The organism is Ruegeria sp. CDSB136, from assembly GCF_059610965.1.
Map to the genome: position 1 here is coordinate 247,079 of NZ_JBXWOP010000002.1, position 20,195 is coordinate 267,273.

The following is a 20,195-nucleotide window of genomic DNA, read 5'->3' on the forward strand; positions in this document are numbered from 1 at the left end:
CACACCACGCAGTGAAAGCGCCAATTCGGAAAGTTAGCTAAGGAGCCCGCGATGGCCGAGATTGAACGCGAAGCGATGGAATACGATGTGGTGATCGTGGGCGCAGGCCCCGCGGGCCTGTCGGCGGCCATTCGTCTGAAACAGCTGGATGCCGACCTGAACGTCGTTGTTCTGGAAAAGGGCTCGGAAGTGGGCGCACATATCCTGTCGGGTGCGGTACTGGATCCGTGCGGTTTGGATGCGCTGATCCCCGACTGGAAGGAAAAGGGCGCGCCGCTGAACGTGCCTGTGCACGAAGACAATTTCTACATGCTGGGGGAGGCGGGCAAGATCCGCATCCCGAACTTCCCGATGCCGCCGCTGATGAACAACCACGGCAACTACATCGTGTCGATGGGCAATGTCTGCCGCTGGATGGCGGAACAGGCCGAGGAACTGGGCGTCGAAATCTTCCCCGGCATGGCGTGTTCTGAACTGGTTTATGGCGACAATGGCGAAGTCAAAGGCGTTGTTGCTGGCGTTTTTGGCCTGGAAGCGGATGGGTCCTATGGCCCAAATACCGAGCCGGGCATGGAGCTGCACGGCAAATATGTCTTCCTGTCGGAAGGTGTGCGCGGCTCGCTGTCCAAGGAAGTCATCGCCAAATACGACCTGTCGGCCGGCAAAGAGCCGCAGAAATACGGCGTCGGCATGAAAGAGATCTGGGAGATTGATCCGGCCAAGCACAAGGAAGGATCGGTCACGCACACGATGGGCTGGCCGCTGGGCAGCAATGCGGGCGGCGGGTCGTTCATCTATCATCTGGAAAACAATCAGGTCTATGTCGGTTTCGTGGTGCACCTGAACTACAAGAACCCGCACCTGTATCCTTACATGGAATTCCAGCGCTTCAAGCATCACCCGATGGTCGCCGAACTGCTGAAAGGCGGCAAGCGCGTGGCCTACGGCGCCCGCGCGATCACCGAAGGCGGCCTTCAGTCGATGCCGAAACTGGTCGCACCCGGCGTGGCGCTGTTGGGCTGTTCTGCGGGCATGGTCAACGTGCCGCGCATCAAGGGCAACCACAACGCGATGCTGTCGGGCAAGGCCGCAGCCGAGGCTGCTTATGACGCCATCAAGGCCGACCGCTCGGGCGACGAACTGACCGCCTACGAGGCCGACGTGCGCGAAGGCGCAATCGGCAGCGACCTCAAGAAGGTGCGCAACGTCAAGCCGCTGTGGTCGAAATACGGCCTGACTGCTTCGCTGGTGCTGGGCGGCATGGACATGTGGACCAACACGCTGGGCTTCTCGTTGCTGGGTACTCTGGGTCATGGCAAGAACGACGCGGAATCGACCGAAGATGCCAGCAAGCACAAGCCGATCGACTATCCCAAACCTGACGGAACGCTGTCGTTCGATCGTTTGACCAACGTTTCCTTCGCGGCCACCAATCACGAGGAAAGCCAGCCCTGCCACCTGCGCCTGGCCGACCCCGAGATTCCAGTCAAGGTCAACCTGCCCAGGTTCGACGAACCGGCGCAGCGCTACTGCCCGGCGGGCGTCTACGAGATGGTCGAGGATGAAAACGGTCCGCGATTCGTGATCAACTTCCAGAACTGCGTCCACTGCAAGACCTGCGACATCAAGGATCCCAGCCAAAATATCACCTGGACCACACCGCAGGGCGGCGACGGGCCGAACTATCCAAACATGTAAGCGAAAACCCGGGCAATGGCGGCGTCGTGAAGGCTCTGCCATTGCCTCTCAGGGGCCAAAGCCCTAGCTTATCGTTCAGATAACGATAGCGAGGCAGAATTCTGGTGATTTCCCTGGTTCGACGAGTGGCATTGGCTGCAATGCTTTCTTCCCCTATTGCCGTTCCGGTCTTGGCCGATACCGGCGCCGGGGCGTATCTTGCGGGTCGTCAGGCGATCTATGAAAGCGACTATACGGCGGCCGAGAAATATTATTCGCAGGCCCTTCGCTTTGATCCGGAAAACCTGCACCTGCTGGAAAGCGTGGTCGTGGCCCGTCTCGCGCTGGGCGAGATTCAGCGAGCCCTGCCCGTCGCGAAGAAAATCGTGGACAACGACTTGCCAAGCCAGGCCGCGCGCATGGTGCTGTCGGCGGCTTTGGTGGCAGACGAAAAATATGACGCGTTTCTGGCCCTTGATCCTGAAACGCAAGGTGTCGGGCCGCTGGTTGACGGGCTAATGATTGCCTGGACCAACATGGCGCAGGGCGCCATGACCAAAGCGATGGAGCAGTTTGACAAGGTTTCCACGCAGGACGGTCTGAGGGAGTTTTCGCTGTATCACAAGGCAATGGCCCTTGCGTCCGTGGGCGATTTCGAAGGGGCTGAGGCAATTTTTGCCGAAAACAACGGAACCATTGCCCGCTTCAGCCGCCGCGCTGCACTTGCCCGGGCCGAGGTCCTGTCGCAACTGGACCGCAATGCCGACGCGCTGGCATTTCTGGACGAAGTGTTTTCCATCGGCAGCGACCCGACCATCGAAGGCTACGAGACCCGCCTGACCGACGGCGAAACCCTGCCTTTCACACATATCGGTTCCGCGCGGGACGGCATGGCCGAGGTTTTCTTTTCGGTCGGCGCGGCACTGAATGGCGAAGCGGCACAGAACTATGTCCTGCTTTACACACGTGTGGCGACCTTTTTGCGCCCCGACCACGTCGACGCGATTTTGCTGGGGGCAGAGCTGCTGGACGATCTGGAACAGTTTGATCTTGCCGTGGCGGCCTATCGGACAGTGCCTTCCGACAGCGCCGATTTTCACGTTGCCGAACTGGGCCGGGCCGAAGTTTTAGGGCGTGCAGGAAAGAAAGACGCTGCAGCGGAAGTTTTGCAGAACCTTGCGGCACAACGCCCTAACCTGCCGTCCGTTCATGTGGCACTGGCCGATTTGTTGCGTCGGGACGAAAACTATGCCGCCGCCGTGCCGTCCTACGACCGGGCGATTGAGCTGACCGAAACCGGGGCGGGCGGCAGTTGGTTTCTGCATTATGCTCGCGGAATTTCGCATGAGCGTCTCAAGAACTGGGATCAGGCCGAGGCGGATTTTCGCCGCGCGCTTGAACTGAACCCGGATCAGCCGCAAGTGCTGAATTACCTCGGCTACTCGTTGGTCGAACGTCGCGAAAAGCTGGACGAGGCGCTTGAAATGATCGAACGCGCCGTCGCCACGCGCCCGGACAGCGGTTATATCGTGGACAGCCTCGGCTGGGTTCTGTTCCGGCTCGGCCGCTATGAAGAAGCCGTTGAGCATATGGAACGCGCCATCGAACTGATGCCGGTCGACCCGGTGGTCAATGATCATCTGGGCGACGTGTACTGGGCCGTTGGACGCGACCGCGAGGCCGAGTTCCAGTGGAAACGCGCCCTGTCTTTCATCGACCCCGACGACACCGATGGTGAGGCCGATCCCGACCGTATCCGGCGAAAGCTCGAGATCGGGCTGGACGCGGTTCTGGCGGAAGAAGGCGCAGAGCCGCTTCAGGTTGCCAATGAAGGCTGAGGCATTTGCCCCCGCCAAGATCAACCTGACCCTGCATGTGACCGGCCAGCGCGAAGATGGCTATCACCTGCTGGATTCTCTGGTCGTGTTCGCAGATATCGGTGACCACCTGACGTTCGAGCCCGGTCCGGACCTGTCGATGGACGTCACCGGTGAACATGCCCGGGGTGTCCCATCCGATCAGCGTAATCTGGTTTGGCAGGCGGCGGATGCAGTTGGCTGGACAGGCCGAATTACCCTGAACAAGTCGTTGCCCCATGGGGGCGGTATCGGCGGCGGGTCTTCGGATGCGGCCGCGACATTGCGTGTGCTCGCGGGATCGGGCAACGGAAAGCTGCCGAACCCGGTGTCACTGGGTGCTGATATCCCGGTCTGTTTGATGGCGAAAGCCGTGCGAATGCGGGGCATAGGCGAAAAGATCAAGCCTGTTTCTCTGCCACAGCTTTATGCGGTTCTGGTCAACCCTTGCGTCGGGGTACCGACCGGTTCCGTGTTCAAGGCGATGGAAACGCGCCACAACCCGGCTATGCCCGAGGATATCCCTGAATTTGAAACGGCGGAAGACTGCGCCGCGTGGCTGAAAGGCCAGCGCAACGATCTGCAGGCACCGGCCATGGGCATTGCGCCTCAGATCGGGCGGGTTCTGGATGAGCTCGACGCCTCTCGCGGTGTTCTTTTGTCGCGTATGTCCGGCTCGGGCTCGACCTGTTTCGGGCTTTACCCGTCCATGAAGGCCGCGCATTTCGCGGCCTATGAAATCGGCGCGGCCCATTCCGACTGGTGGTGCCGCGCAACGCAGCTTAATTGAGGCGCGCGACCACGTAGTCGGCCAGATCCCGGAGCAGCGACCGGATCTCGTGATCGGGCAGCACCTCCAGCGCGGTTTTGGCCTTGGCGGCCCAGCCGATGGCATCCGAACGGGTGGCCTCCAGCGTGCCGTATTTGTTCATCAGGCTTAGCGCGTGATCCAGATCGCCATCCTGCTGGCGGCCCTTGCCAATCGTGCGTTCCCAGAAGGCGTGTTCGTCTGCCGTGGCCTGCGCCACGGCCTTGATCACCGGCAGGGTCAGTTTGCGCTCGCGGAAATCATCGCCGACATTCTTGCCGGTTGCCTTGCTGTCGCCCTGATAGTCCAGCAGGTCATCGGCGATCTGAAAGGCGATGCCAAGCGCGTCTCCATAGTCGAACAGCGCTTTCACCTGCTCTTCCGATGCACCGGCAATCACGCCGCCTACCTCGGTTGCAGCCGAAAACAGCGCGGCCGTTTTTCCGCGCACCACCTGCAGATAAATGCCCTCGTGGGTGCCCAGGTCGGTGGCTGCCGTCATCTGCAACACTTCACCCTCGGCAATCGTGGCCGAAGCGTTTGCCAGAATGTCCAGAACGCGCAACGACCCGGTTTCCACCATCAGCTGGAAGCTGCGGGAAAACAGGTAATCGCCAACCAGAACACTGGATTTGTTGTCCCACAGCAGGTTTGCCGTGGGCCGCCCGCGCCGCTGGGCGCTTTCGTCCACGACGTCGTCATGCAGCAGCGTGGCGGTATGAATGAATTCGACCGTCGCGGCCAGACGCACATGGTGGTCGCCGGAATAGCCAAACAGACGGGCTGCGGCCAGAGTCAGCATGGGGCGCAGACGCTTGCCGCCCGCCTCAACCAGATGAGCGGTCACTTCGGGGATACGGGGGGCGTGTTCCGACGCCATGCGCGTGCGGATCAGATGGTTTACCGCATCCATTTCACCGGCCAGAATGTCGGCCAGCCGTTCATGTGGTTTCGAGATTGTGCTGACGTTCATCACACTCCTGATACAAGGCTCGACTTCCGCCGCCCCTTGCCCTTACATCCATCCCCATGGAAGAACTATTGCGCAGCACCGATCCGACAATCCTGGCCTTTGCATCCGCTCTCCTTGAAGGCGAGGATATAGACTGCTTTCAGATGGACGTAAATATGAGCATCCTCGAAGGCGGTATAGGAATTTTCCCCCGCCGCCTGATGGTGCGCGCCGACGACCTGATCCGCGCCGAACGGGTAATGCGTGACAACGACATCCCCTTGGGCCGATGAGCGGGTTCTCCGACAGCGAGCTGAGCTGCAACGAGTTCCTCGGCGGACGCGTGCGGCTGTGGCAGCCTTTGTCCGGCTATCGCGCAGGTGTTGACCCGGTTCTGCTGGCGGCCTCGGTTCCGGCCACGGCAGGCCAAACCGTGCTGGAGCTTGGCTGCGGGGCAGGCGCCGCCATCCTCTGCCTTGCCGCCCGCGTGCCGGGCCTGCACCTGACGGGGGTCGAATTGCAACCCGCCTACGCCGATCTGGCGCGGCGCAACGCCGCAGAGAACGATGTGCCGCTGGCAGTGATACAGGCAAACCTGACCGATCTGCCCAATGAGCTGAGGCAAAGACAGTTCGATCACATCATCGCCAACCCGCCCTATTACCGCCCCGGCGCGCACAGCCCGGCGCAGGATCTGGGGCGACAGGTGGCGCTGGGCGAGCAAACACCTCTGTCGGACTGGATCGGCGTGGCCGCCAGGCGACTGGCCCCGCGCGGCTATCTGCACATGATCCAAAAGGCCGAACGCCTGCCGGACATGTTGTCGGCCTGTGCCGGCAGACTGGGTTCAGTCGAAGTCCTGCCGCTGACGCCGCGCGCGACCCGAAACGCTGAACTGGTCATTCTGCGCGCGCGGAAAGAGGGGCGCGCCACCTTCCAGCTCCATTCCCCGCTGATCCTGCACACAGGCGCACGGCACGAGAGGGACGGTGAGAGCTATACGCCCGAGGTAACTTCGGTGCTGAGGAACGGGGCCGCGCTACCCGGATTCTCGGTTTGATAGGCGGTGACCGGCCGAATTTGTCGGATTTGTGACAGATTCTGTGCGTCTGCGGCGTGACAGGCTGGAAACGATGTGGTCAACTTCCCATGTAATACTCAGACATCCAACTAAGGAGGATCGCCATGAGCGTGAGCGCACATCTGACGGAACTGAAGAAAAAACACGAAAGTCTCGGTCTCGAAGTGGAAAAAGCCCAACGCTCGCCAGGAATTGATGATCTCCATATTGCGCAGCTCAAAAAGCAGAAGCTCAAGCTGAAAGAAGAGATCGAACGCCTGTCCAATTAAAGCGTCCAGCACCTGACCTGAATCACTCTGTATCGCCAATGTCCCGAAAGCACCAAAGGCGCGAAAGGTTATTGGCGATGCAAGTTCAGGGCAGGGCGAACTAGGACTTCAGACTGGCCCGCGCCGCAATTGTGGCCCCGCCGGTGATCAACAGCGCCGCGACCGCCAGACCCCAGGACGGGGCGGCGATCCCGGCCAGAACCAGCGCAAGCGTAGACAGCAACGGTGCCGCATAGGACGCGGTGCCCAGTATCTGAATGTCGCCCCGCTTGACCCCGATATCCCAAACATAAAACGCCAGCCCGACCGGTCCCAGACCCAGGGCAAGGATCGATGCCCAGCCGAATGCGGTCGAGGGCCAGACCGTTTCTTCCACCGCAAGATGCAGCGCGCCCGAGGCAATTGCCGCGGCGATGCAGAAAACGGCAACCGAACTGGTGGGGGTATCGCCCAGACGGCGGGACAGAACAGAATAGCCCGACCAGGTCAACGCGCACATCAGTGCCAGCGCATATCCGGGCAGGTGTTGCACCTGAAACCCGGTGCTGCCGCCACCGGCAATGATCAGCGTCGCGCCCGCGAAACCGAAGCAGGCACCAATCAGATGCCCGATGCGCAACCGCTCGCCGGGCAACAGCCCCGACAGCAGAACGATCAGCAAAGGCCAGAGATATGCGATCAAACCCGCCTCGGCTGCGGGGGCCATCCTCAGTGCCGAGAAATACAGGGCGTGATAGCCGAACAGACCCAGCGTTCCGAACAGATAAGTTGTCCAGGGTACGCGCCCAAGTTGTTGCAATCCGCCGGTGGCCCAGGTCCAGATCAGGCCCAGGGTGCCGCCGATTGAAAAGCAGACGGCGTTCAGCAGCAACGGTGGTGTCGGTGTCGAGCCGACCGTGAACAGGGCCAGCAGGGACCACAGCAGCACAGCGATAAAACCAATGGCCGTTGCGCGCATTCTGCTCATGGGGCAGCCTCTTCGGGAATCTGAAATTGACAGGGCCGGCCCATTTGGACCGGCCCGTTCAAAATTGCAATCGTTCTTGATCAGACGAAGAACTGCGCACCGTTGGCCGAGATGGTCGAGCCGTTGATGAACTGGGAATCGTCCGATGCCAGGAACGCCACGCAGCGCGCGATTTCCTCGGGCTCGCCCAGGCGGCCGGCCGGGATCTGACCGATGATCGATTCGCGGACTTTTTCAGGAACCGCCATCACCATTTCAGTGGCAATGTAGCCCGGGCAGATAGCGTTGGCGGTGATGCCCGCACGTGCACCTTCCTGCGCCAGCGACTTCACAATGCCCAGATCGCCCGCTTTTGTCGCGGCATAGTTCACCTGCGCGAACTGGCCCTTCTGTCCATTGATCGAGCTGATGACGATCACGCGGCCAAACTTACGCTCGCGCATGCCGGGCCAGACCGGGTGTACGGTGTTGAACACGCCGGTCAGGTTGGTGTCGATCACCTGATGCCACTGCTCGGGCGTCATCTTGTGGAAAGGGGCGTCTTTGGTGATGCCGGCATTTGCCACAACGATGTCGATCGGGCCAACCTCGGCCTCGACCTTTTCGATACCCGCCTTGGACTCGTCATAGTCGGCGACGTTCCACTTATAGGTGGCGATACCGGTTTCCTCGGTGAATTTCGCGGCGGCTTCGTCATTCCCCGCATAGGTGGCTGCAACGTTGTACCCTTCGGCCTTGAGCGCCTTGGAAATTGCTGCGCCGATGCCGCGGGAGCCGCCGGTTACGAGTGCTGTACGTGCCATTTAGGAATCCTCCAAATTTAGTCGGCTTGGTAATTCTGTTACTCTGAGAGAGATTGGTGCGCAATATCGTTTCGTTCAGGTCTTTGCTTTTCTGCTCAGCGAAATTGTCGCAGCTACGGTGTAAGGCTTGATTGTAACAAAAAAGGGCGTCCGTGGGACGCCCTTTTCTATTTGGTTCTCAACGCACTTAGTCGCGCTCCACGCACAGGGCGACACCCATGCCGCCGCCGATGCACAGGGTCGCCAGACCCTTCTTCGCGTCGCGGCGCTTCATTTCGAACAGCAGCGTGTTCAGAACGCGGCAGCCCGAGGCACCGATCGGGTGGCCGATGGCAATCGCGCCGCCGTTCACGTTCACGATCGACGGGTCCCAGCCCATGTCCTTGTTCACGGCGCAGGCCTGCGCGGCAAAGGCTTCGTTCGCCTCGACCAGATCCAGATCGTCCACCGACCAGCCGGCTTTCTCCAGCGCCTTGCGCGACGCGTAGATCGGGCCCACGCCCATGATCGACGGGTCCAGACCGGCAGTGGCGTAGGATGCGATACGGGCCAGCGGCTCGATCCCGCGCTTTTCGGCGTTTTCAGCAGACATCAGCAGGGTTGCGGCCGCGCCGTCGTTCAGGCCCGAGGCGTTTGCCGCGGTGACAGAACCGTCCTTGGTGAAGGCAGGGCGCAGCTTGGCCATGGCTTCCATGGTCGCGCCGTGACGGATGTATTCGTCGCTGTCCATCACGATGTCGCCCTTGCGGGTCTTGATGGTGAACGGCGTGATCTCGTCGGCGAACTTGCCGGCCTTCTGCGCGGCTTCGGCCTTGTTCTGCGAGGCAACGGCGAATTCGTCCTGCATGTCGCGGCTGATCTGCCACTTCTCGGCGACGTTTTCAGCGGTCTGACCCATGTGATAACCGTTGAAGGCATCCCACAGACCATCGCGGATCATCGTGTCGATGTATTTCATGTCGCCCATCTTGTGACCGGCGCGCAGGGCGGCGGCATGGGGCGAAAGGGTCATGTTTTCCTGGCCGCCGGCGGCGACGATTTCGGCATCGCCCAGCTGGATGTGCTGTGCGCCCAGAGCAACGGCACGCAGGCCCGAGCCACAGACCTGGTTGATGCCCCAGGCCGCGCTTTCCTGCGGCAGGCCGGCATTGATGTGCGCCTGGCGCGCGGGGTTCTGGCCCTGAGCGGCGGTCAGAACCTGGCCCATGATGGTTTCGCTAACCTCGCTTTTGTCGATTCCCGCGCGTTCTACAACGGCCTCAAGCACAGCGGCCCCAAGATCGTGGGCGGGAGTGTTGGCAAACGAGCCGCCAAAGCTGCCGACACCGGTACGTGCGGCGGATGCGATTACTACGTTGGTCATTCGATTAATCCTTTACCGTCATGGTCCTGTGGGAAATGTGACGGCGCAGATCGTAGAGGATCCCCCTGCAATCAAGAGCGCCCCGTGATCCCCGCTCCAGCACCATTTGGATATCGCAATGCTGCACGCGCAGCAACGGGCAGCTTGTCTCAGGGCGGCAGGTCGTAGGCTGAAATGTGTTGCGGCAGGTGTTAAGTCCCTGTCTCCTGTGTCTTTTCCGCTTTCCATGGCGGTTTGACCGAGGGCGCGCCGAACAGAAAGCCCTGCAGGCAATCGACACCGCTGGCCACCAGAAACTCGGCATCCTGCTTGGTTTCGACCGATTCGGCAGTCACGAGGATCTCGAATTCGCGGGCAACCGCGATCAGGGCTCTGACCAGCGCCTGATTGTCGGGGTTCGTGCTGACACCACGCACGAATTGTCCGTCGATCTTAGCCGCGTCGAACAGAAACTCGCGAAAGTGGCGAAAGCTGAAGTTGCTGGCGCCAAAATCGTCCAGCGCAAAGGCGATGCCGCGGGCCTGCAGACGATCCATGAAATCGACCACCAGTTCCGGTACCTGCATCGCCGAACTTTCCGAGATTTCAAGGATCAGCCGTTCACCCAGAGCGGGGTCATTTTTCATGAACCGCTCAAGAATACGCGACCAGCGGGCGTAACCGATCGAGCGGGCCGACATGTTGACCGACAGACGGATCCCCGGATTGCGCGTCAGGGTGCGCAAACCCATTTCAAGCGCGACACAGTCCAGCTCGCGCCCGATTGGCGTGTTTTCAACCTCGGGCATGAACTCGCGCGCGGGAATGACCCGCCCGGTTTCGTCCAGCACCCGGATGAACCCTTCTTAGAACGCCACACGGTGGGGGGCATTGGCCTGCATGACCGGCTGAAAGGCCAGCTTGCATTGCTTGTGTTTCACCGCCTCTGTCGCCATTTGCACCGTCGACAAATCGCGCGAAGCCACCGCCGCGTTCAGCGGATTGTCCGCGCCTTCCGGCAGATCAGCCAGTTTCCTGTCCCGCATGGGCACGCCCAATCCTTGCGTAAGATCAATAGGGGTCCGCGCCCATATCAGAGCAAAGAAGTGAATCTGACGTTAATCGAGACAGAAGCGTAAAAGCTGCTATGTGCCGGGGATCATTTGGCCGATCGGCTGGTCTGGCGCAATGTGTTTGCCGCGCCGATCAGGGCCCCAAGAAGGCCCAGCGTCATCATTGCAAAGCCCAAACCCAGGAATACCGAAGGTCCTCCGCCAATGGCTATCAGCATGGCAAGGACAAGGCCGGTCAGGCCAAAAACAGTATAAAGGGTCGTTGTACGAGACATAATGGCCTCCGGGCACGCTAAATCAAAACATCGTTCTAATATGAAGCCGGGGCCAATAATATCAAGTATTCAGCGTAAGATAGTCGTTGCGCTCAGGAATGTTCCGCCTGTTTTGCGGGCAAAAATTCCTCGAGATGTTCAAATCCGGGCGTTCCGCGATCTTCGGGATGTCGGGCCAGATGGCTGGCCTTGATCTGCTCAGAATTCTTCCGGCTTCCGTCATGGCTGTAGCCCGGCGGCGCAAAGCAATAGGCCAGGCGCTGCCGCCATGTCAGCTCGGGCTGCGTCGCGTCGCGCCAGATGCCGACCCATTCGTGAAAGGCCACGCGCAGCGGGTTGAACGTGCCGATATTATGCACCAGCCCATAGTCGACACGGTCATCATCCTGTTCCGGTACAAAAGTACCGAACATCTTGTCCCAGATGATGAACACACCAGCATAGTTGCAATCCAGGTAACGCGCATTGCGGCCATGATGCGCGCGGTGATGGCTAGGGGTGTTCATCACCGCCTCGAACCAACGCGGCATTTTGCCGATGGCTTCTGTGTGAATCCAGAACTGATAGATCAGGTTCAGCCCGCCGACGAACAGCACCATCGCGGGATGGAACCCCAGCAGGATCAGCGGCGCGCGTACCACCATCATGAAGGTGAACGTATAGGTCCACGTCTGCCGTAGCGCCGTGGTCAGGTTGTAATGCTGCGAACTGTGATGGTTCACATGGCTGGCCCAGACCCAGCGGATGCGATGGCCAAACCGGTGCACCCAGTAATAGCGCAGGTCATCCAGCACGAAGCAAAGAAAAATCACCGGGATCGAAGTGCCCAGGTCCAGCGGCGTAATCCGCCACAACCACATGAAAAACGCGTATGCGATGAAGCCCAGCAGAAAGCCCGAGGCGATGTTGCCCGCACCCATGATCAGCGAGGTTACGGCGTCGCGCGTCTCATACCGTCCGCCGCGGCCCTTGATGGCAATCCACAGAAACTCGGCCAGAATGGCGGCGATGAAAAACGGGACGGCCCATTGCACGGCGTCGGGAAAGCTCACTTGGTCGGTCATGAAGGGTCCATCATCAGACGCCAGTGCTGGCGTTCGCTGTTATCAAGGCTGAGGATTACGCGTGGGGTGCTGAAATCATGAAACTGAACCTCGATGCCTTTGGGATGGTCCATCCAGTCGAAATCAAGCAAATGCCGCGCCACGGTATCCGCACCGAACGACCACAAAAGCCCCTTGCCAGCGTCCGTGCGGATCAGCGCCGCATGGCCGTCATGGGCAATCATGACATCAATGATGTAGTCCTCCGGGGCATGTCGCAGCCATTCCGACCGCGCCGTGTCCGGTGTCAGAAGGCGCAAACGGGACTTGCCCGTCGCATGCAGCAACAGGGTAATTCCGGCGATACCGCCGACCACCAGAACCAGCAGGATTTCAAGCGGCATTCCGTCCTCCCGCCGACAAGTTGCAAGGCGGATAACCGACTGTCAAAGGTGGCGTCGCGTCAGCCTTTTTCCAGACTTTCCAGGATTTCATGCTGCACCACGCGCCGGACGAACGGGACCAGACCTTCGGGACCAGACGTGCGGTCTTTCAGGTGAATGCAGATATCCGGACGGCGGGAGGCGATTATGCCCACCATTTCGCCCCGTACCTTGTCATCCAGTCCCGCGCCCATGATGGCGCATGCGATCCGGGGTTCGGCGTCCAGTTGCCGCCGCACCTCATCAGGGTCATGTGCACCCAGCCATTGAATCGGCAGGTGATCCAGTTGCTGCGCGACATCTCCGATCACATTCGGCAAGCGTCCAATCAGCAAAACCACAGGTCTCATCGTCACCTCCATTCCCAAAACGCAAACTGCCCCGCCCAACAGGAGGGGCGGGGACAGTATATCACGAGATTGAAATGGACGGGCCTACATTACCGGATTGTACCGATAGTCTTTTTCAGCTTTCGCCCTCTGTGCCGACCAGCGCCGCGATGATCGCCTTGGCGCTGTCCGAGTTCCATTCCGCATCCCCGATCAGGCGCGCGATCTCCTTTCCCTCGGGGTTCAGGATGACGGTGATCGGCAAGGCGATGACGCCGAATTCACGCGCGGCGGCCTGGCTGGGGTCCTGATGGCGCGGAAGGTTGACGATTCCGTTCTCGTCGAAGAACTTCTTGATCCCGGCAGGGGTGTTACGACCGGTGGCCAGGGTGAGAACCTGAAATTTGTCGCCGCCGAATTCTTCCTGCAACTCTGCAATCTGGGGCATTTCCTTGCGACAGGGCGCACACCAGGTGGCCCAGAAATTCACCAGCACATATTTGCCGGCGTAATCTTCAAGTGTGCCGACCCCGCCGTCGTCTTCCAACTGGAACTCGATGGTCTTGGCCGGTTTGGGTTCTTTATGCAGGATCAGCCGTTTCAGGCTGCCGTCACGCAGCGGCGCCAGAGTTTCGGCATCACTAGCCAAAGCCGCATTTGCACCCAGCGCAAGGGCCATATAAAGGGGGATCAGACGTAACAGGCGCATATCAACTCCGGGTTTTCCAACATGACCGATCAATCCTCGAACCAGATGTGGGGCGGCCGCTTTGCCGCCGGACCAGACGCGATCATGGAGGCGATCAACGCCTCGATCGGGTTCGATCAGCGGATGGCAGCCCAGGACATCGCAGGCTCGCGCGCCCATGCCGCCATGCTGGCTGCCACGGGCGTTATAACTGATAGTGACGCGCAGGCCATTCGGGAAGGGCTGCTCACCGTTTTGTCAGAAATCCAGAACGGAGAATTTCAGTTCTCGACCACGCTGGAAGACATCCACATGAATGTCGAAGCGCGCCTGAAGGAAGTGATCGGAGAGCCCGCAGGCCGTTTGCACACGGGCCGCAGCCGTAACGATCAGGTGGCAACCGATTTCAAACTCTGGGTCCGCGATCAGCTGGACGCGGCGGAAACCGGGTTGCTGGCCCTGATCCGCGCGCTTTTGGCGCAGGCCGAGGCCGGGGCGGACTGGGTCATGCCCGGATTTACCCATCTGCAAACCGCGCAGCCAGTGACGTGGGGTCACCACATGATGGCCTATGTCGAGATGTTTGGCCGCGATCTATCCCGCGTGCGCGACGCCCGAGCCCGGATGAACGAATCGCCGCTGGGTGCCGCCGCGCTTGCGGGCACTTCTTTCCCGATCGACCGGCACATGACGGCCGAGGCGCTCGGTTTTGACCGCCCCGCGGCGAACTCGCTGGATGCGGTCAGCGACCGCGACTTCGCGCTGGAATTCCTTTCGACCGCCTCGATCTGTGCTGTGCATCTGTCGCGCTTCGCCGAGGAACTGGTGATCTGGTCCTCGGCCCAGTTCCGGTTTGTGACGCTGTCCGACCGGTTCTCGACCGGATCGTCGATCATGCCGCAAAAGAAGAACCCGGATGCGGCGGAACTGATCCGCGCCAAGGTGGGGCGCATCTATGGCGCCAATACCGCGCTGATGATGGTGATGAAGGGCCTGCCGCTGGCCTATTCCAAGGACATGCAGGAAGACAAGGAACAGGTCTTTGACGCCGCCGACAACTGGATGCTGGCGCTGGCGGCGATGGAAGGCATGGTCAAAGACATGACCGCCAACCGCGACAGCCTTGCCGCCGCCGCCGGATCAGGTTTTTCGACCGCTACCGACCTGGCTGACTGGCTGGTGCGCGTTCTGGGCCTGCCGTTCCGCGACGCCCACCACGTCACCGGCGCGCTGGTGGCCATGGCCGAAGCCAAGGCCTGCGACCTGCCCGATCTGACCCTTGAAGATATGCAGTCTGTCCATGCCGATATCACGAATGATGTCTATTCTGTCCTAACCGTCGAAAATTCGGTAAACTCACGTCAGTCCTATGGCGGCACGGCACCGGATCAGGTCCGCGCCCAGGCCGAGCGATGGAAGGGACTGGTGTGAAACAAGTCATGCGCATCCTCATGCTGATCGCGGTCGGAGTTGCTCTGGCCGGGTGCGGCGCGGACGGCGAGCCGACCACCCCAACCATGAGCGCCAGTGTCGGTGTCGGATCAAATGGCGTTCACGTCGGCGCAGGCGTCGGATTCTGGCGCGGACCCGTCGGTGTGTTCTTTGGTGTCTGACCGGCCGAACGAAAGAACGAAAAACTCTTGATGAAAACCTTTCTTCTGATCCTTTCGCTGGCCGCCCTTGCAGCTTGCGACCCAAACTACAAACCGCGCTCTGAACCGGCGTCGGAACCCAGAGGTTCGGGCATTTCCATCTCGGGGTATGGCCGCGTGGGAATTTCGACGACAAAATAAGGGTTCCGCCGGAATCATTTGCTCCGAATGCCCTTTTTGGTCTAAGCGCGCAGTCATGGATCACTTTCTCTACCGCGACGGCGCGCTCTACGCCGAGGATGTCCCTATTTCCGAGATTGCAGCCGCGGTCGGAACGCCGTTCTACGTCTATTCCACCGCGACATTGCTGCGGCACTTTCAGTTGTTCGATGACGCGCTTGAGGGCACCGATCACCTTGTCTGCTACGCGATGAAGGCGGCCAGCAATCAGGCGATTCTGAAAACGCTGGCGCAAGCCGGTGCGGGAATGGACGTGGTCTCGGGCGGGGAATACATGCGCGCCAAGGCAGCCGGTGTGCCGGGCGACAGGATCGTGTTTTCGGGCGTTGGCAAGACGGCGGATGAAATTCGCACCGCACTGACCGGTGGCATCCGCCAGTTCAACGTGGAATCCGAGCCCGAGATGGAGGTGATCAATGCCGTCGCGCAGGAGCTGGACGTTGTGGCGCCGATCACAGTGCGGGTGAACCCCGACGTCGACGCCAAGACCCACGCCAAGATCGCGACCGGCAAGTCCGAGAACAAGTTCGGCATCCCGATTGCGCGCGCTTCCGAAGTCTACGCCCATGCTGCCAGTCTACCCGGGCTGGAGGTGATCGGCATCGACGTTCATATCGGCTCGCAACTGACTGAGCTTGAGCCGTTCGAGCTGGCATATACCAAGGTGGCGGAGCTGACAGAAAAGCTGCGGTCTGAAGGGCACGATATTCGTCGCCTCGATCTGGGCGGTGGCCTCGGCATTCCGTACACCCGCTCGAATGACGCACCACCACTGCCAGTGGAATACGGTGCACTGATCAAGAAAACGCTGGGCCATCTGGGTTGCGAGATCGAGATCGAGCCGGGCCGATTGATTGCCGGAAATGCCGGGCTGATGGTCAGCAAGGTGATCTATGTGAAATCCGGCGAGGGTCGCGATTTCCTGATCCTTGACGGCGCCATGAACGACCTGATCCGCCCCGCAATGTACGAGGCGTATCATGACATTGTCACCGTTCACGAACCCATGCCCGGGGTCGAACAGCAACCCTATGACATCGTGGGCCCGGTCTGCGAAACCGGTGATACCTTTGCCAAGCAGCGCGATATGCCGCCGCTGAACGCCGGTGATCTGGTCGCGTTCCGCAGCGCCGGGGCCTATGGTGCGGTGATGGCCAGCGAATACAATACCCGTCCCCTGATCCCCGAGGTTCTGGTGCATGGGGATCAATTTGCGGTTATTCGTGAACGCCCAAGCTTTGACGAAATCATAAACCGCGATACCATACCCCCATGGCTCTGACGCGATGATCGCACGGGCCTGATCAGGAGGCCCGCCTTGAGCGACAGATCAAACCTGCCTATTCCCCGGCTGTCCCTGTGGCTGACGCACGCAGGGATGCTGGCCGAGCGGGTTTTGCGCGCGTTTTGGCCGTTTTTCTCGGTTTTGATGGCCATTCTGGCCGCTCTGATGTTGGGTCTGCAGGATCTTGTCAGTGTCGAATTTGTCTGGGCGGCGGGCAGTGTCGCGCTGATCGGACTGCTTTCTGCGCTCATGTTCGGGGTCAGGCGATTCCATCTACCGACACGCGCCGAGGCGTTGGTGAGGCTAGATGAAACACTGCCGGGACGCCCGATCCAGGCCTTGGTAGACGATCAGGCCATCGGCTCCATGGACGCGGCCTCGGTCGCCCTGTGGCAGGCGCACCAGAAACGCATGGCACAAAAGGTGGCGCAGGCCGAACCCGTAAAGCCTGACCTTAGGCTGGCAGACCGCGACCCCTTTGCCCTGCGCTATGCAGCGCTTCTGGCGCTGGTGATCGCAACCCTGTTCGGGTCGTTCTGGCGTATCGGATCCGTGGCCGAGATGACGCCGGGTACTGCGACAGCGGGGCAGGGGCCAAGCTGGGAAGGCTGGATCGAACCGCCCAGATACACCGGTCTGCCGACGCTCTATCTGGCCGATCAGCCGGGCCCCGATCTGACGCTTCCACAGGGCAGCCGCATCACGTTGCGCTTTTACGGAGAAGTCGGGTCACACAGCCTGACCGAGACCACGTCTCTTTTGGGGGCCGAGGCCGAGACCAATCCCGAACAGGATTTCGTGGCCGAACATTCAGGGCAATTGAAGATCGAAGGCCCCGCAGGGCGCGAATGGGCGCTGAACCTGCTTGCCGACGCGGCGCCGCAGATTGCGGTGACCGATGTGGCCGAAGCCGAGGCGGGTGGTCAGATGAAACTGCCCTTTGCGGCAAGCGATGATTATGGCGTGGTCTCGGGCACCGCATTGATCGAACTTGATCTGGCCTCGGTTGATCGCCGCTTTGGCCTGACTGCAGACCCTGAACCGCGCGAAGCCGTGACCGTTGAACTGCCCATGCCGATCACCGGCGACCGGGCCGATTTCACGGAAGACCTGATCGAGGATTTCTCGGAACATCCCTGGGCACACCTGCCGGTCACGATAACCCTGATGGCACGGGATGCCGCCGATCAGGAAACCTGGTCCGATCCCTATCAGACGGCCCTTCCTGCGCGCCGTTTCTTCGACCCGCTGGCTGCCGCGGTGATTGAACAACGGCGTGACCTGTTGTGGGCCCGTTCCAATGCGCCGCGCATTGCGCAAGTTCTGCGCGCCGTGTCCCACCGCCCCGAGGATTTGTTTCGGTCCGACACCGCCTATCTGAGGCTTCGGGTCGTGCTGCGCCGGTTGGAGACGTTCACCGATTATGGCCTGAAGCCGGATCAGCAAGCCGAAATAGCCCAGGCCCTGTGGGATCTGGCCGTGCTGATCGAAGATGGCACTCTGGCCGATGCGCTGGAACGCATGCGCCGCGCGCAGGAGCGCCTGACGGAGGCGATGAAGAATGGTGCCAGTGACGAGGAAATCGCCGAGCTGATGCAGGAGTTGCGCGAAGCCACGCAGGATTACATGCGACAGCTTCAGCGGCTGGCACAAGAAAACGGTGAAGGCGGCGAGAACCAGACAGGCCCAAATGGCGAGTCTCTGCAGATGACCCAGGACGATCTGCAGCGGATGATGGACCGCATTCAGGAACTGATGGAACAGGGCCGCATGGCCGAGGCGCAACAGGCGCTGGAAGAGTTCCAGCAGATGATGGAAAACATGCGCGTGACCCAAGGTCAGGGGCAGGGCGGACAGTCCGAGGGTCAACAGGCCATGGAAGGGCTTGCGGAAACCCTGCGCGAACAGCAGGGCCTCAGCGATCAGGCGTTCCGGGATTTGCAGGAACAGTTCAACCCCGGTGCGCAGGCCGGCGAAAGCCGCGGCAACGAAGGCCGTTCCGGTGGCCTGGGCCGGGGCCAGAGCCATGAAGGCCAGGGCGGTCAGGGTGACGGCTCGAACGATCAGGCCGGCGGCGGACAACAGGGCCAGGGATCGCTTGCAGACCGCCAGCAGGCCCTGCGCGAGGAACTCAGACGTCAGGAACAGGGCCTGCCGGGTGCCGGAACCGCCGAAGGTGAAGCGGCGCGCGAGGCGCTGGGCCGCGCCGGTCGCGCCATGGACGAAGCGGAAGACGCCCTGCGCGGCGACGATCTGGCCGAAGCCATTGACCGACAGTCCGAAGCGATGGAGGCCCTGCGCGAGGGCATGCGCTCGCTGGGCGAGGCGCTGGCGCAGAACCAACAGAACCAACCGGGACAGGGCTCGCAGGAAGGCGACATGGAGGCCAACAACCGCGATCCACTGGGCCGCAGCCCGGGTGCTGCCGGGTCGATCTCGACCGACGACAACCTTTTGCAGGGGGAAGACGTCTATCGCCGCGCGCGTGAACTGCTGGACGAAATCCGCCGCCGCACCGGTGAATCCGATCGGCCCAAGATCGAGCTGGAATACCTCAAACGCTTGCTGGAACGTTTCTGACGCTTGGTTTTGCGCGGTTCAGTTCTGAACCGCCCCGGATTGCGCTTGAAGCCAGACGCGCGCCTGATCCACCAGCGAGACATAGGGTTTCAGAACAGGGTCGGCCTGCGGAACAGCTTCACTGATCTGCTGCGCGTTGCCGTAGATCAGAAACAGAAGAACGCCGATGATCAGGATCAGTGAGAATCCCCGCAGAAAGCCGCCCGATTTGCGCTGCGCGGGCTGATCGTCGGTATCGGACGCGTTCACTTCATCGCTGCGCAGGCTGGAATTGATCGCCTCGACATCCGGCAAAGCGTCTTTCTGCCCCGCATCTGCGGCGGTTTCCACGGGAACGGATTGCGTCGCAGGCGCCGGTTTGGCGACCGGTTCCAGCGCAAGATCAGGCTGGCTTTCAAGGCCGCCCCCTTCCTTGGCCCGCAATTCCGCCTCGCGGGCTGCCTCCTCCTTCAGGATGCTGGCGACAGAGGGGTCGACACCGCTTTTGGCTTCGGCAGGCTGCGCCTCTGCGGGCTCGTTCATGTCGTCCGCTGGCGGCGATGCGGGCTCGGGCGCCTCATCGGTTGCAGCATCCGGTGCTGCCGGTTCGGGCGCAGAGACTGCTTCAGCCGGGTTCTTCGCCTGAAACCACGTCTCTTCACAATTGGAACACTGAACGTCGCGGCCTTCTTCCGGAATAACCTCATCCGGAACTTCATACTGGGCACTGCAATTGGGACACGTAAGACGCATGCTGCCTCCTGGCCGATTGATCGGCCTGATAGTAGTTTTTTAAGGAACCATATTCCGTTAAGACCCAACAGCAAAGGGCGATTTCGGTTTCACGGGTCAAGTGTCACCAAATCGACCCGGTGCAGGCATTGAAACCGCAACCGCGCTCGGGCAAGAAGAG

At 60.9% G+C, this 20,195-nt stretch carries 21 protein-coding genes and 1 pseudogene; 11 read left to right on the plus strand and 11 right to left on the minus strand.

The genetic code is table 11. From position 1 onward, the window contains the following. Positions 1-51 precede the first annotated feature (51 nt). The 3 genes from AC2FIR_RS03665 to AC2FIR_RS03675 all read left to right on the plus strand — a co-directional run bounded on the left by AC2FIR_RS03665 (position 52) and on the right by AC2FIR_RS03675 (position 4,323). Positions 52-1,698 (plus strand): electron transfer flavoprotein-ubiquinone oxidoreductase, encoded by a 1,647-nt coding sequence (locus AC2FIR_RS03665; RefSeq protein ID WP_170614371.1) that lies wholly within the window; start codon positions 52-54, stop codon positions 1,696-1,698. A 140-nt stretch (positions 1,699-1,838) separates the two neighbouring features. Beyond that, positions 1,839-3,515, plus strand: coding sequence for a tetratricopeptide repeat protein (locus AC2FIR_RS03670; protein WP_496744968.1), 1,677 nt, complete (start codon positions 1,839-1,841; stop codon positions 3,513-3,515). Further along, on the plus strand, positions 3,505-4,323 hold the full coding sequence (locus tag AC2FIR_RS03675; protein ID WP_496744966.1) for a 4-(cytidine 5'-diphospho)-2-C-methyl-D-erythritol kinase: 819 nt from the start codon (positions 3,505-3,507) through the stop codon (positions 4,321-4,323). Before AC2FIR_RS03670 ends, AC2FIR_RS03675 begins: the two co-directional genes overlap by 11 nt. Here AC2FIR_RS03675 and AC2FIR_RS03680 read toward each other — a convergent pair. Further along, entirely contained in the window at positions 4,316-5,314 is a 999-nt protein-coding gene (locus AC2FIR_RS03680) for a polyprenyl synthetase family protein (protein ID WP_480904707.1), read from the minus strand. The genes AC2FIR_RS03675 and AC2FIR_RS03680 overlap by 8 nt on opposite strands. 56 nt (positions 5,315-5,370) lie before the next feature. Between AC2FIR_RS03680 and AC2FIR_RS03685 the strand changes: the two genes are divergently transcribed. The 3 genes from AC2FIR_RS03685 (at position 5,371) to AC2FIR_RS03695 (ending at position 6,643) form a co-directional block, all read left to right on the plus strand. Beyond that, positions 5,371-5,586: a putative signal transducing protein gene (locus AC2FIR_RS03685; protein ID WP_170614375.1), complete on the plus strand. Its 216-nt coding sequence runs from the start codon at positions 5,371-5,373 to the stop codon at positions 5,584-5,586. Then, positions 5,583-6,353: a tRNA1(Val) (adenine(37)-N6)-methyltransferase gene (locus AC2FIR_RS03690; protein ID WP_496744964.1), complete on the plus strand. Its 771-nt coding sequence runs from the start codon at positions 5,583-5,585 to the stop codon at positions 6,351-6,353. Before AC2FIR_RS03685 ends, AC2FIR_RS03690 begins: the two co-directional genes overlap by 4 nt. Before the next feature lie 125 nt (positions 6,354-6,478). Then, complete coding sequence (locus AC2FIR_RS03695; RefSeq protein WP_170614377.1) at positions 6,479-6,643, plus strand: YdcH family protein; 165 nt, start codon at positions 6,479-6,481, stop codon at positions 6,641-6,643. 100 nt (positions 6,644-6,743) lie between these two features. Here AC2FIR_RS03695 and yddG read toward each other — a convergent pair whose 3' ends face one another. From yddG to AC2FIR_RS03740, 9 genes and pseudogenes are all read right to left on the minus strand, one after another. After that, on the minus strand, positions 6,744-7,610 hold the full coding sequence (gene yddG / locus AC2FIR_RS03700) for an aromatic amino acid exporter YddG (RefSeq protein ID WP_496744962.1): 867 nt from the start codon (positions 7,608-7,610) through the stop codon (positions 6,744-6,746). Between the two features lie 80 nt (positions 7,611-7,690). Beyond that, a complete protein-coding gene (phbB, locus tag AC2FIR_RS03705; protein WP_170614379.1) occupies positions 7,691-8,413 on the minus strand; it encodes an acetoacetyl-CoA reductase in 723 nt (240 codons plus the stop codon). Between the two features lie 187 nt (positions 8,414-8,600). Beyond that, positions 8,601-9,776 carry an acetyl-CoA C-acetyltransferase gene (locus tag AC2FIR_RS03710; RefSeq protein WP_170614380.1) on the minus strand — a complete coding sequence of 392 codons (1,176 nt, stop codon included), beginning with the start codon at positions 9,774-9,776 and terminating at the stop codon, positions 8,601-8,603. 191 nt (positions 9,777-9,967) lie between these two features. Continuing rightward, positions 9,968-10,801: pseudogene (locus AC2FIR_RS03715) on the minus strand (EAL domain-containing protein). 113 nt (positions 10,802-10,914) lie between these two features. Further along, positions 10,915-11,103: a hypothetical protein gene (locus AC2FIR_RS03720; protein ID WP_496744959.1), complete on the minus strand. Its 189-nt coding sequence runs from the start codon at positions 11,101-11,103 to the stop codon at positions 10,915-10,917. Between the two features lie 92 nt (positions 11,104-11,195). Then, positions 11,196-12,167 (minus strand): sterol desaturase family protein, encoded by a 972-nt coding sequence (locus tag AC2FIR_RS03725; RefSeq protein ID WP_170614383.1) that lies wholly within the window; start codon positions 12,165-12,167, stop codon positions 11,196-11,198. Continuing rightward, a complete protein-coding gene (locus AC2FIR_RS03730; RefSeq protein WP_496761924.1) occupies positions 12,164-12,550 on the minus strand; it encodes a hypothetical protein in 387 nt (128 codons plus the stop codon). Before AC2FIR_RS03730 ends, AC2FIR_RS03725 begins: the two co-directional genes overlap by 4 nt. Before the next feature lie 59 nt (positions 12,551-12,609). Then, on the minus strand, positions 12,610-12,939 hold the full coding sequence (locus AC2FIR_RS03735; RefSeq protein ID WP_170614385.1) for a hypothetical protein: 330 nt from the start codon (positions 12,937-12,939) through the stop codon (positions 12,610-12,612). 115 nt (positions 12,940-13,054) lie between these two features. Next, positions 13,055-13,627: a TlpA disulfide reductase family protein gene (locus AC2FIR_RS03740; RefSeq protein ID WP_496744954.1), complete on the minus strand. Its 573-nt coding sequence runs from the start codon at positions 13,625-13,627 to the stop codon at positions 13,055-13,057. Positions 13,628-13,648: 21 nt separating this feature from the next. Between AC2FIR_RS03740 and argH the strand changes: the two genes are divergently transcribed. The 5 genes from argH to AC2FIR_RS03765 are packed head-to-tail and all read left to right on the plus strand — an operon-like array spanning position 13,649 to position 19,303. Next, positions 13,649-15,037: an argininosuccinate lyase gene (gene argH / locus AC2FIR_RS03745; RefSeq protein WP_496744952.1), complete on the plus strand. Its 1,389-nt coding sequence runs from the start codon at positions 13,649-13,651 to the stop codon at positions 15,035-15,037. Positions 15,038-15,045: 8 nt separating this feature from the next. Continuing rightward, positions 15,046-15,219, plus strand: coding sequence for an argininosuccinate lyase (locus tag AC2FIR_RS03750; protein WP_170614388.1), 174 nt, complete (start codon positions 15,046-15,048; stop codon positions 15,217-15,219). Positions 15,220-15,249: 30 nt separating this feature from the next. Continuing rightward, positions 15,250-15,399, plus strand: coding sequence for a hypothetical protein (locus AC2FIR_RS03755; protein ID WP_321249298.1), 150 nt, complete (start codon positions 15,250-15,252; stop codon positions 15,397-15,399). Between the two features lie 55 nt (positions 15,400-15,454). Continuing rightward, a complete protein-coding gene (gene lysA / locus AC2FIR_RS03760; RefSeq protein ID WP_480912525.1) occupies positions 15,455-16,720 on the plus strand; it encodes a diaminopimelate decarboxylase in 1,266 nt (421 codons plus the stop codon). Positions 16,721-16,756: 36 nt separating this feature from the next. Continuing rightward, positions 16,757-19,303, plus strand: a complete 2,547-nt coding sequence (locus AC2FIR_RS03765; RefSeq protein ID WP_496761927.1) for a TIGR02302 family protein — start codon at positions 16,757-16,759, stop codon at positions 19,301-19,303. A gap of 18 nt (positions 19,304-19,321) precedes the next feature. Here the strand turns inward: AC2FIR_RS03765 and AC2FIR_RS03770 are convergent, their stop codons facing one another. Further along, positions 19,322-20,035, minus strand: coding sequence for a zinc-ribbon domain-containing protein (locus tag AC2FIR_RS03770; RefSeq protein ID WP_170614391.1), 714 nt, complete (start codon positions 20,033-20,035; stop codon positions 19,322-19,324). Positions 20,036-20,195 lie beyond the last annotated feature (160 nt).

Excerpts from the sequence above, each read along its gene's own strand:
- AC2FIR_RS03685 (WP_170614375.1), top strand. The coding sequence starts at position 5,371 with ATGGAAGAACTATTGCGCAGCACCGATCCGACAATCCTGGCCTTTGCA.
- AC2FIR_RS03750 (WP_170614388.1), top strand. The coding sequence starts at position 15,046 with ATGCGCATCCTCATGCTGATCGCGGTCGGAGTTGCTCTGGCCGGGTGC.
- AC2FIR_RS03665 (WP_170614371.1), top strand. The coding sequence starts at position 52 with ATGGCCGAGATTGAACGCGAAGCGATGGAATACGATGTGGTGATCGTG.
- AC2FIR_RS03720 (WP_496744959.1), bottom strand. The coding sequence starts at position 11,103 with ATGTCTCGTACAACGACCCTTTATACTGTTTTTGGCCTGACCGGCCTT.
- yddG (WP_496744962.1), bottom strand. The coding sequence starts at position 7,610 with ATGAGCAGAATGCGCGCAACGGCCATTGGTTTTATCGCTGTGCTGCTG.
- AC2FIR_RS03690 (WP_496744964.1), top strand. The coding sequence starts at position 5,583 with ATGAGCGGGTTCTCCGACAGCGAGCTGAGCTGCAACGAGTTCCTCGGC.
- AC2FIR_RS03755 (WP_321249298.1), top strand. The coding sequence starts at position 15,250 with ATGAAAACCTTTCTTCTGATCCTTTCGCTGGCCGCCCTTGCAGCTTGC.
- argH (WP_496744952.1), top strand. The coding sequence starts at position 13,649 with ATGACCGATCAATCCTCGAACCAGATGTGGGGCGGCCGCTTTGCCGCC.
- AC2FIR_RS03735 (WP_170614385.1), bottom strand. The coding sequence starts at position 12,939 with ATGAGACCTGTGGTTTTGCTGATTGGACGCTTGCCGAATGTGATCGGA.
- AC2FIR_RS03680 (WP_480904707.1), bottom strand. The coding sequence starts at position 5,314 with ATGAACGTCAGCACAATCTCGAAACCACATGAACGGCTGGCCGACATT.
- phbB (WP_170614379.1), bottom strand. The coding sequence starts at position 8,413 with ATGGCACGTACAGCACTCGTAACCGGCGGCTCCCGCGGCATCGGCGCA.
- AC2FIR_RS03675 (WP_496744966.1), top strand. The coding sequence starts at position 3,505 with ATGAAGGCTGAGGCATTTGCCCCCGCCAAGATCAACCTGACCCTGCAT.
- AC2FIR_RS03730 (WP_496761924.1), bottom strand. The coding sequence starts at position 12,550 with ATGCCGCTTGAAATCCTGCTGGTTCTGGTGGTCGGCGGTATCGCCGGA.
- AC2FIR_RS03695 (WP_170614377.1), top strand. The coding sequence starts at position 6,479 with ATGAGCGTGAGCGCACATCTGACGGAACTGAAGAAAAAACACGAAAGT.
- AC2FIR_RS03710 (WP_170614380.1), bottom strand. The coding sequence starts at position 9,776 with ATGACCAACGTAGTAATCGCATCCGCCGCACGTACCGGTGTCGGCAGC.
- AC2FIR_RS03740 (WP_496744954.1), bottom strand. The coding sequence starts at position 13,627 with ATGCGCCTGTTACGTCTGATCCCCCTTTATATGGCCCTTGCGCTGGGT.
- AC2FIR_RS03725 (WP_170614383.1), bottom strand. The coding sequence starts at position 12,167 with ATGACCGACCAAGTGAGCTTTCCCGACGCCGTGCAATGGGCCGTCCCG.
- AC2FIR_RS03670 (WP_496744968.1), top strand. The coding sequence starts at position 1,839 with ATGCTTTCTTCCCCTATTGCCGTTCCGGTCTTGGCCGATACCGGCGCC.
- AC2FIR_RS03770 (WP_170614391.1), bottom strand. The coding sequence starts at position 20,035 with ATGCGTCTTACGTGTCCCAATTGCAGTGCCCAGTATGAAGTTCCGGAT.
- lysA (WP_480912525.1), top strand. The coding sequence starts at position 15,455 with ATGGATCACTTTCTCTACCGCGACGGCGCGCTCTACGCCGAGGATGTC.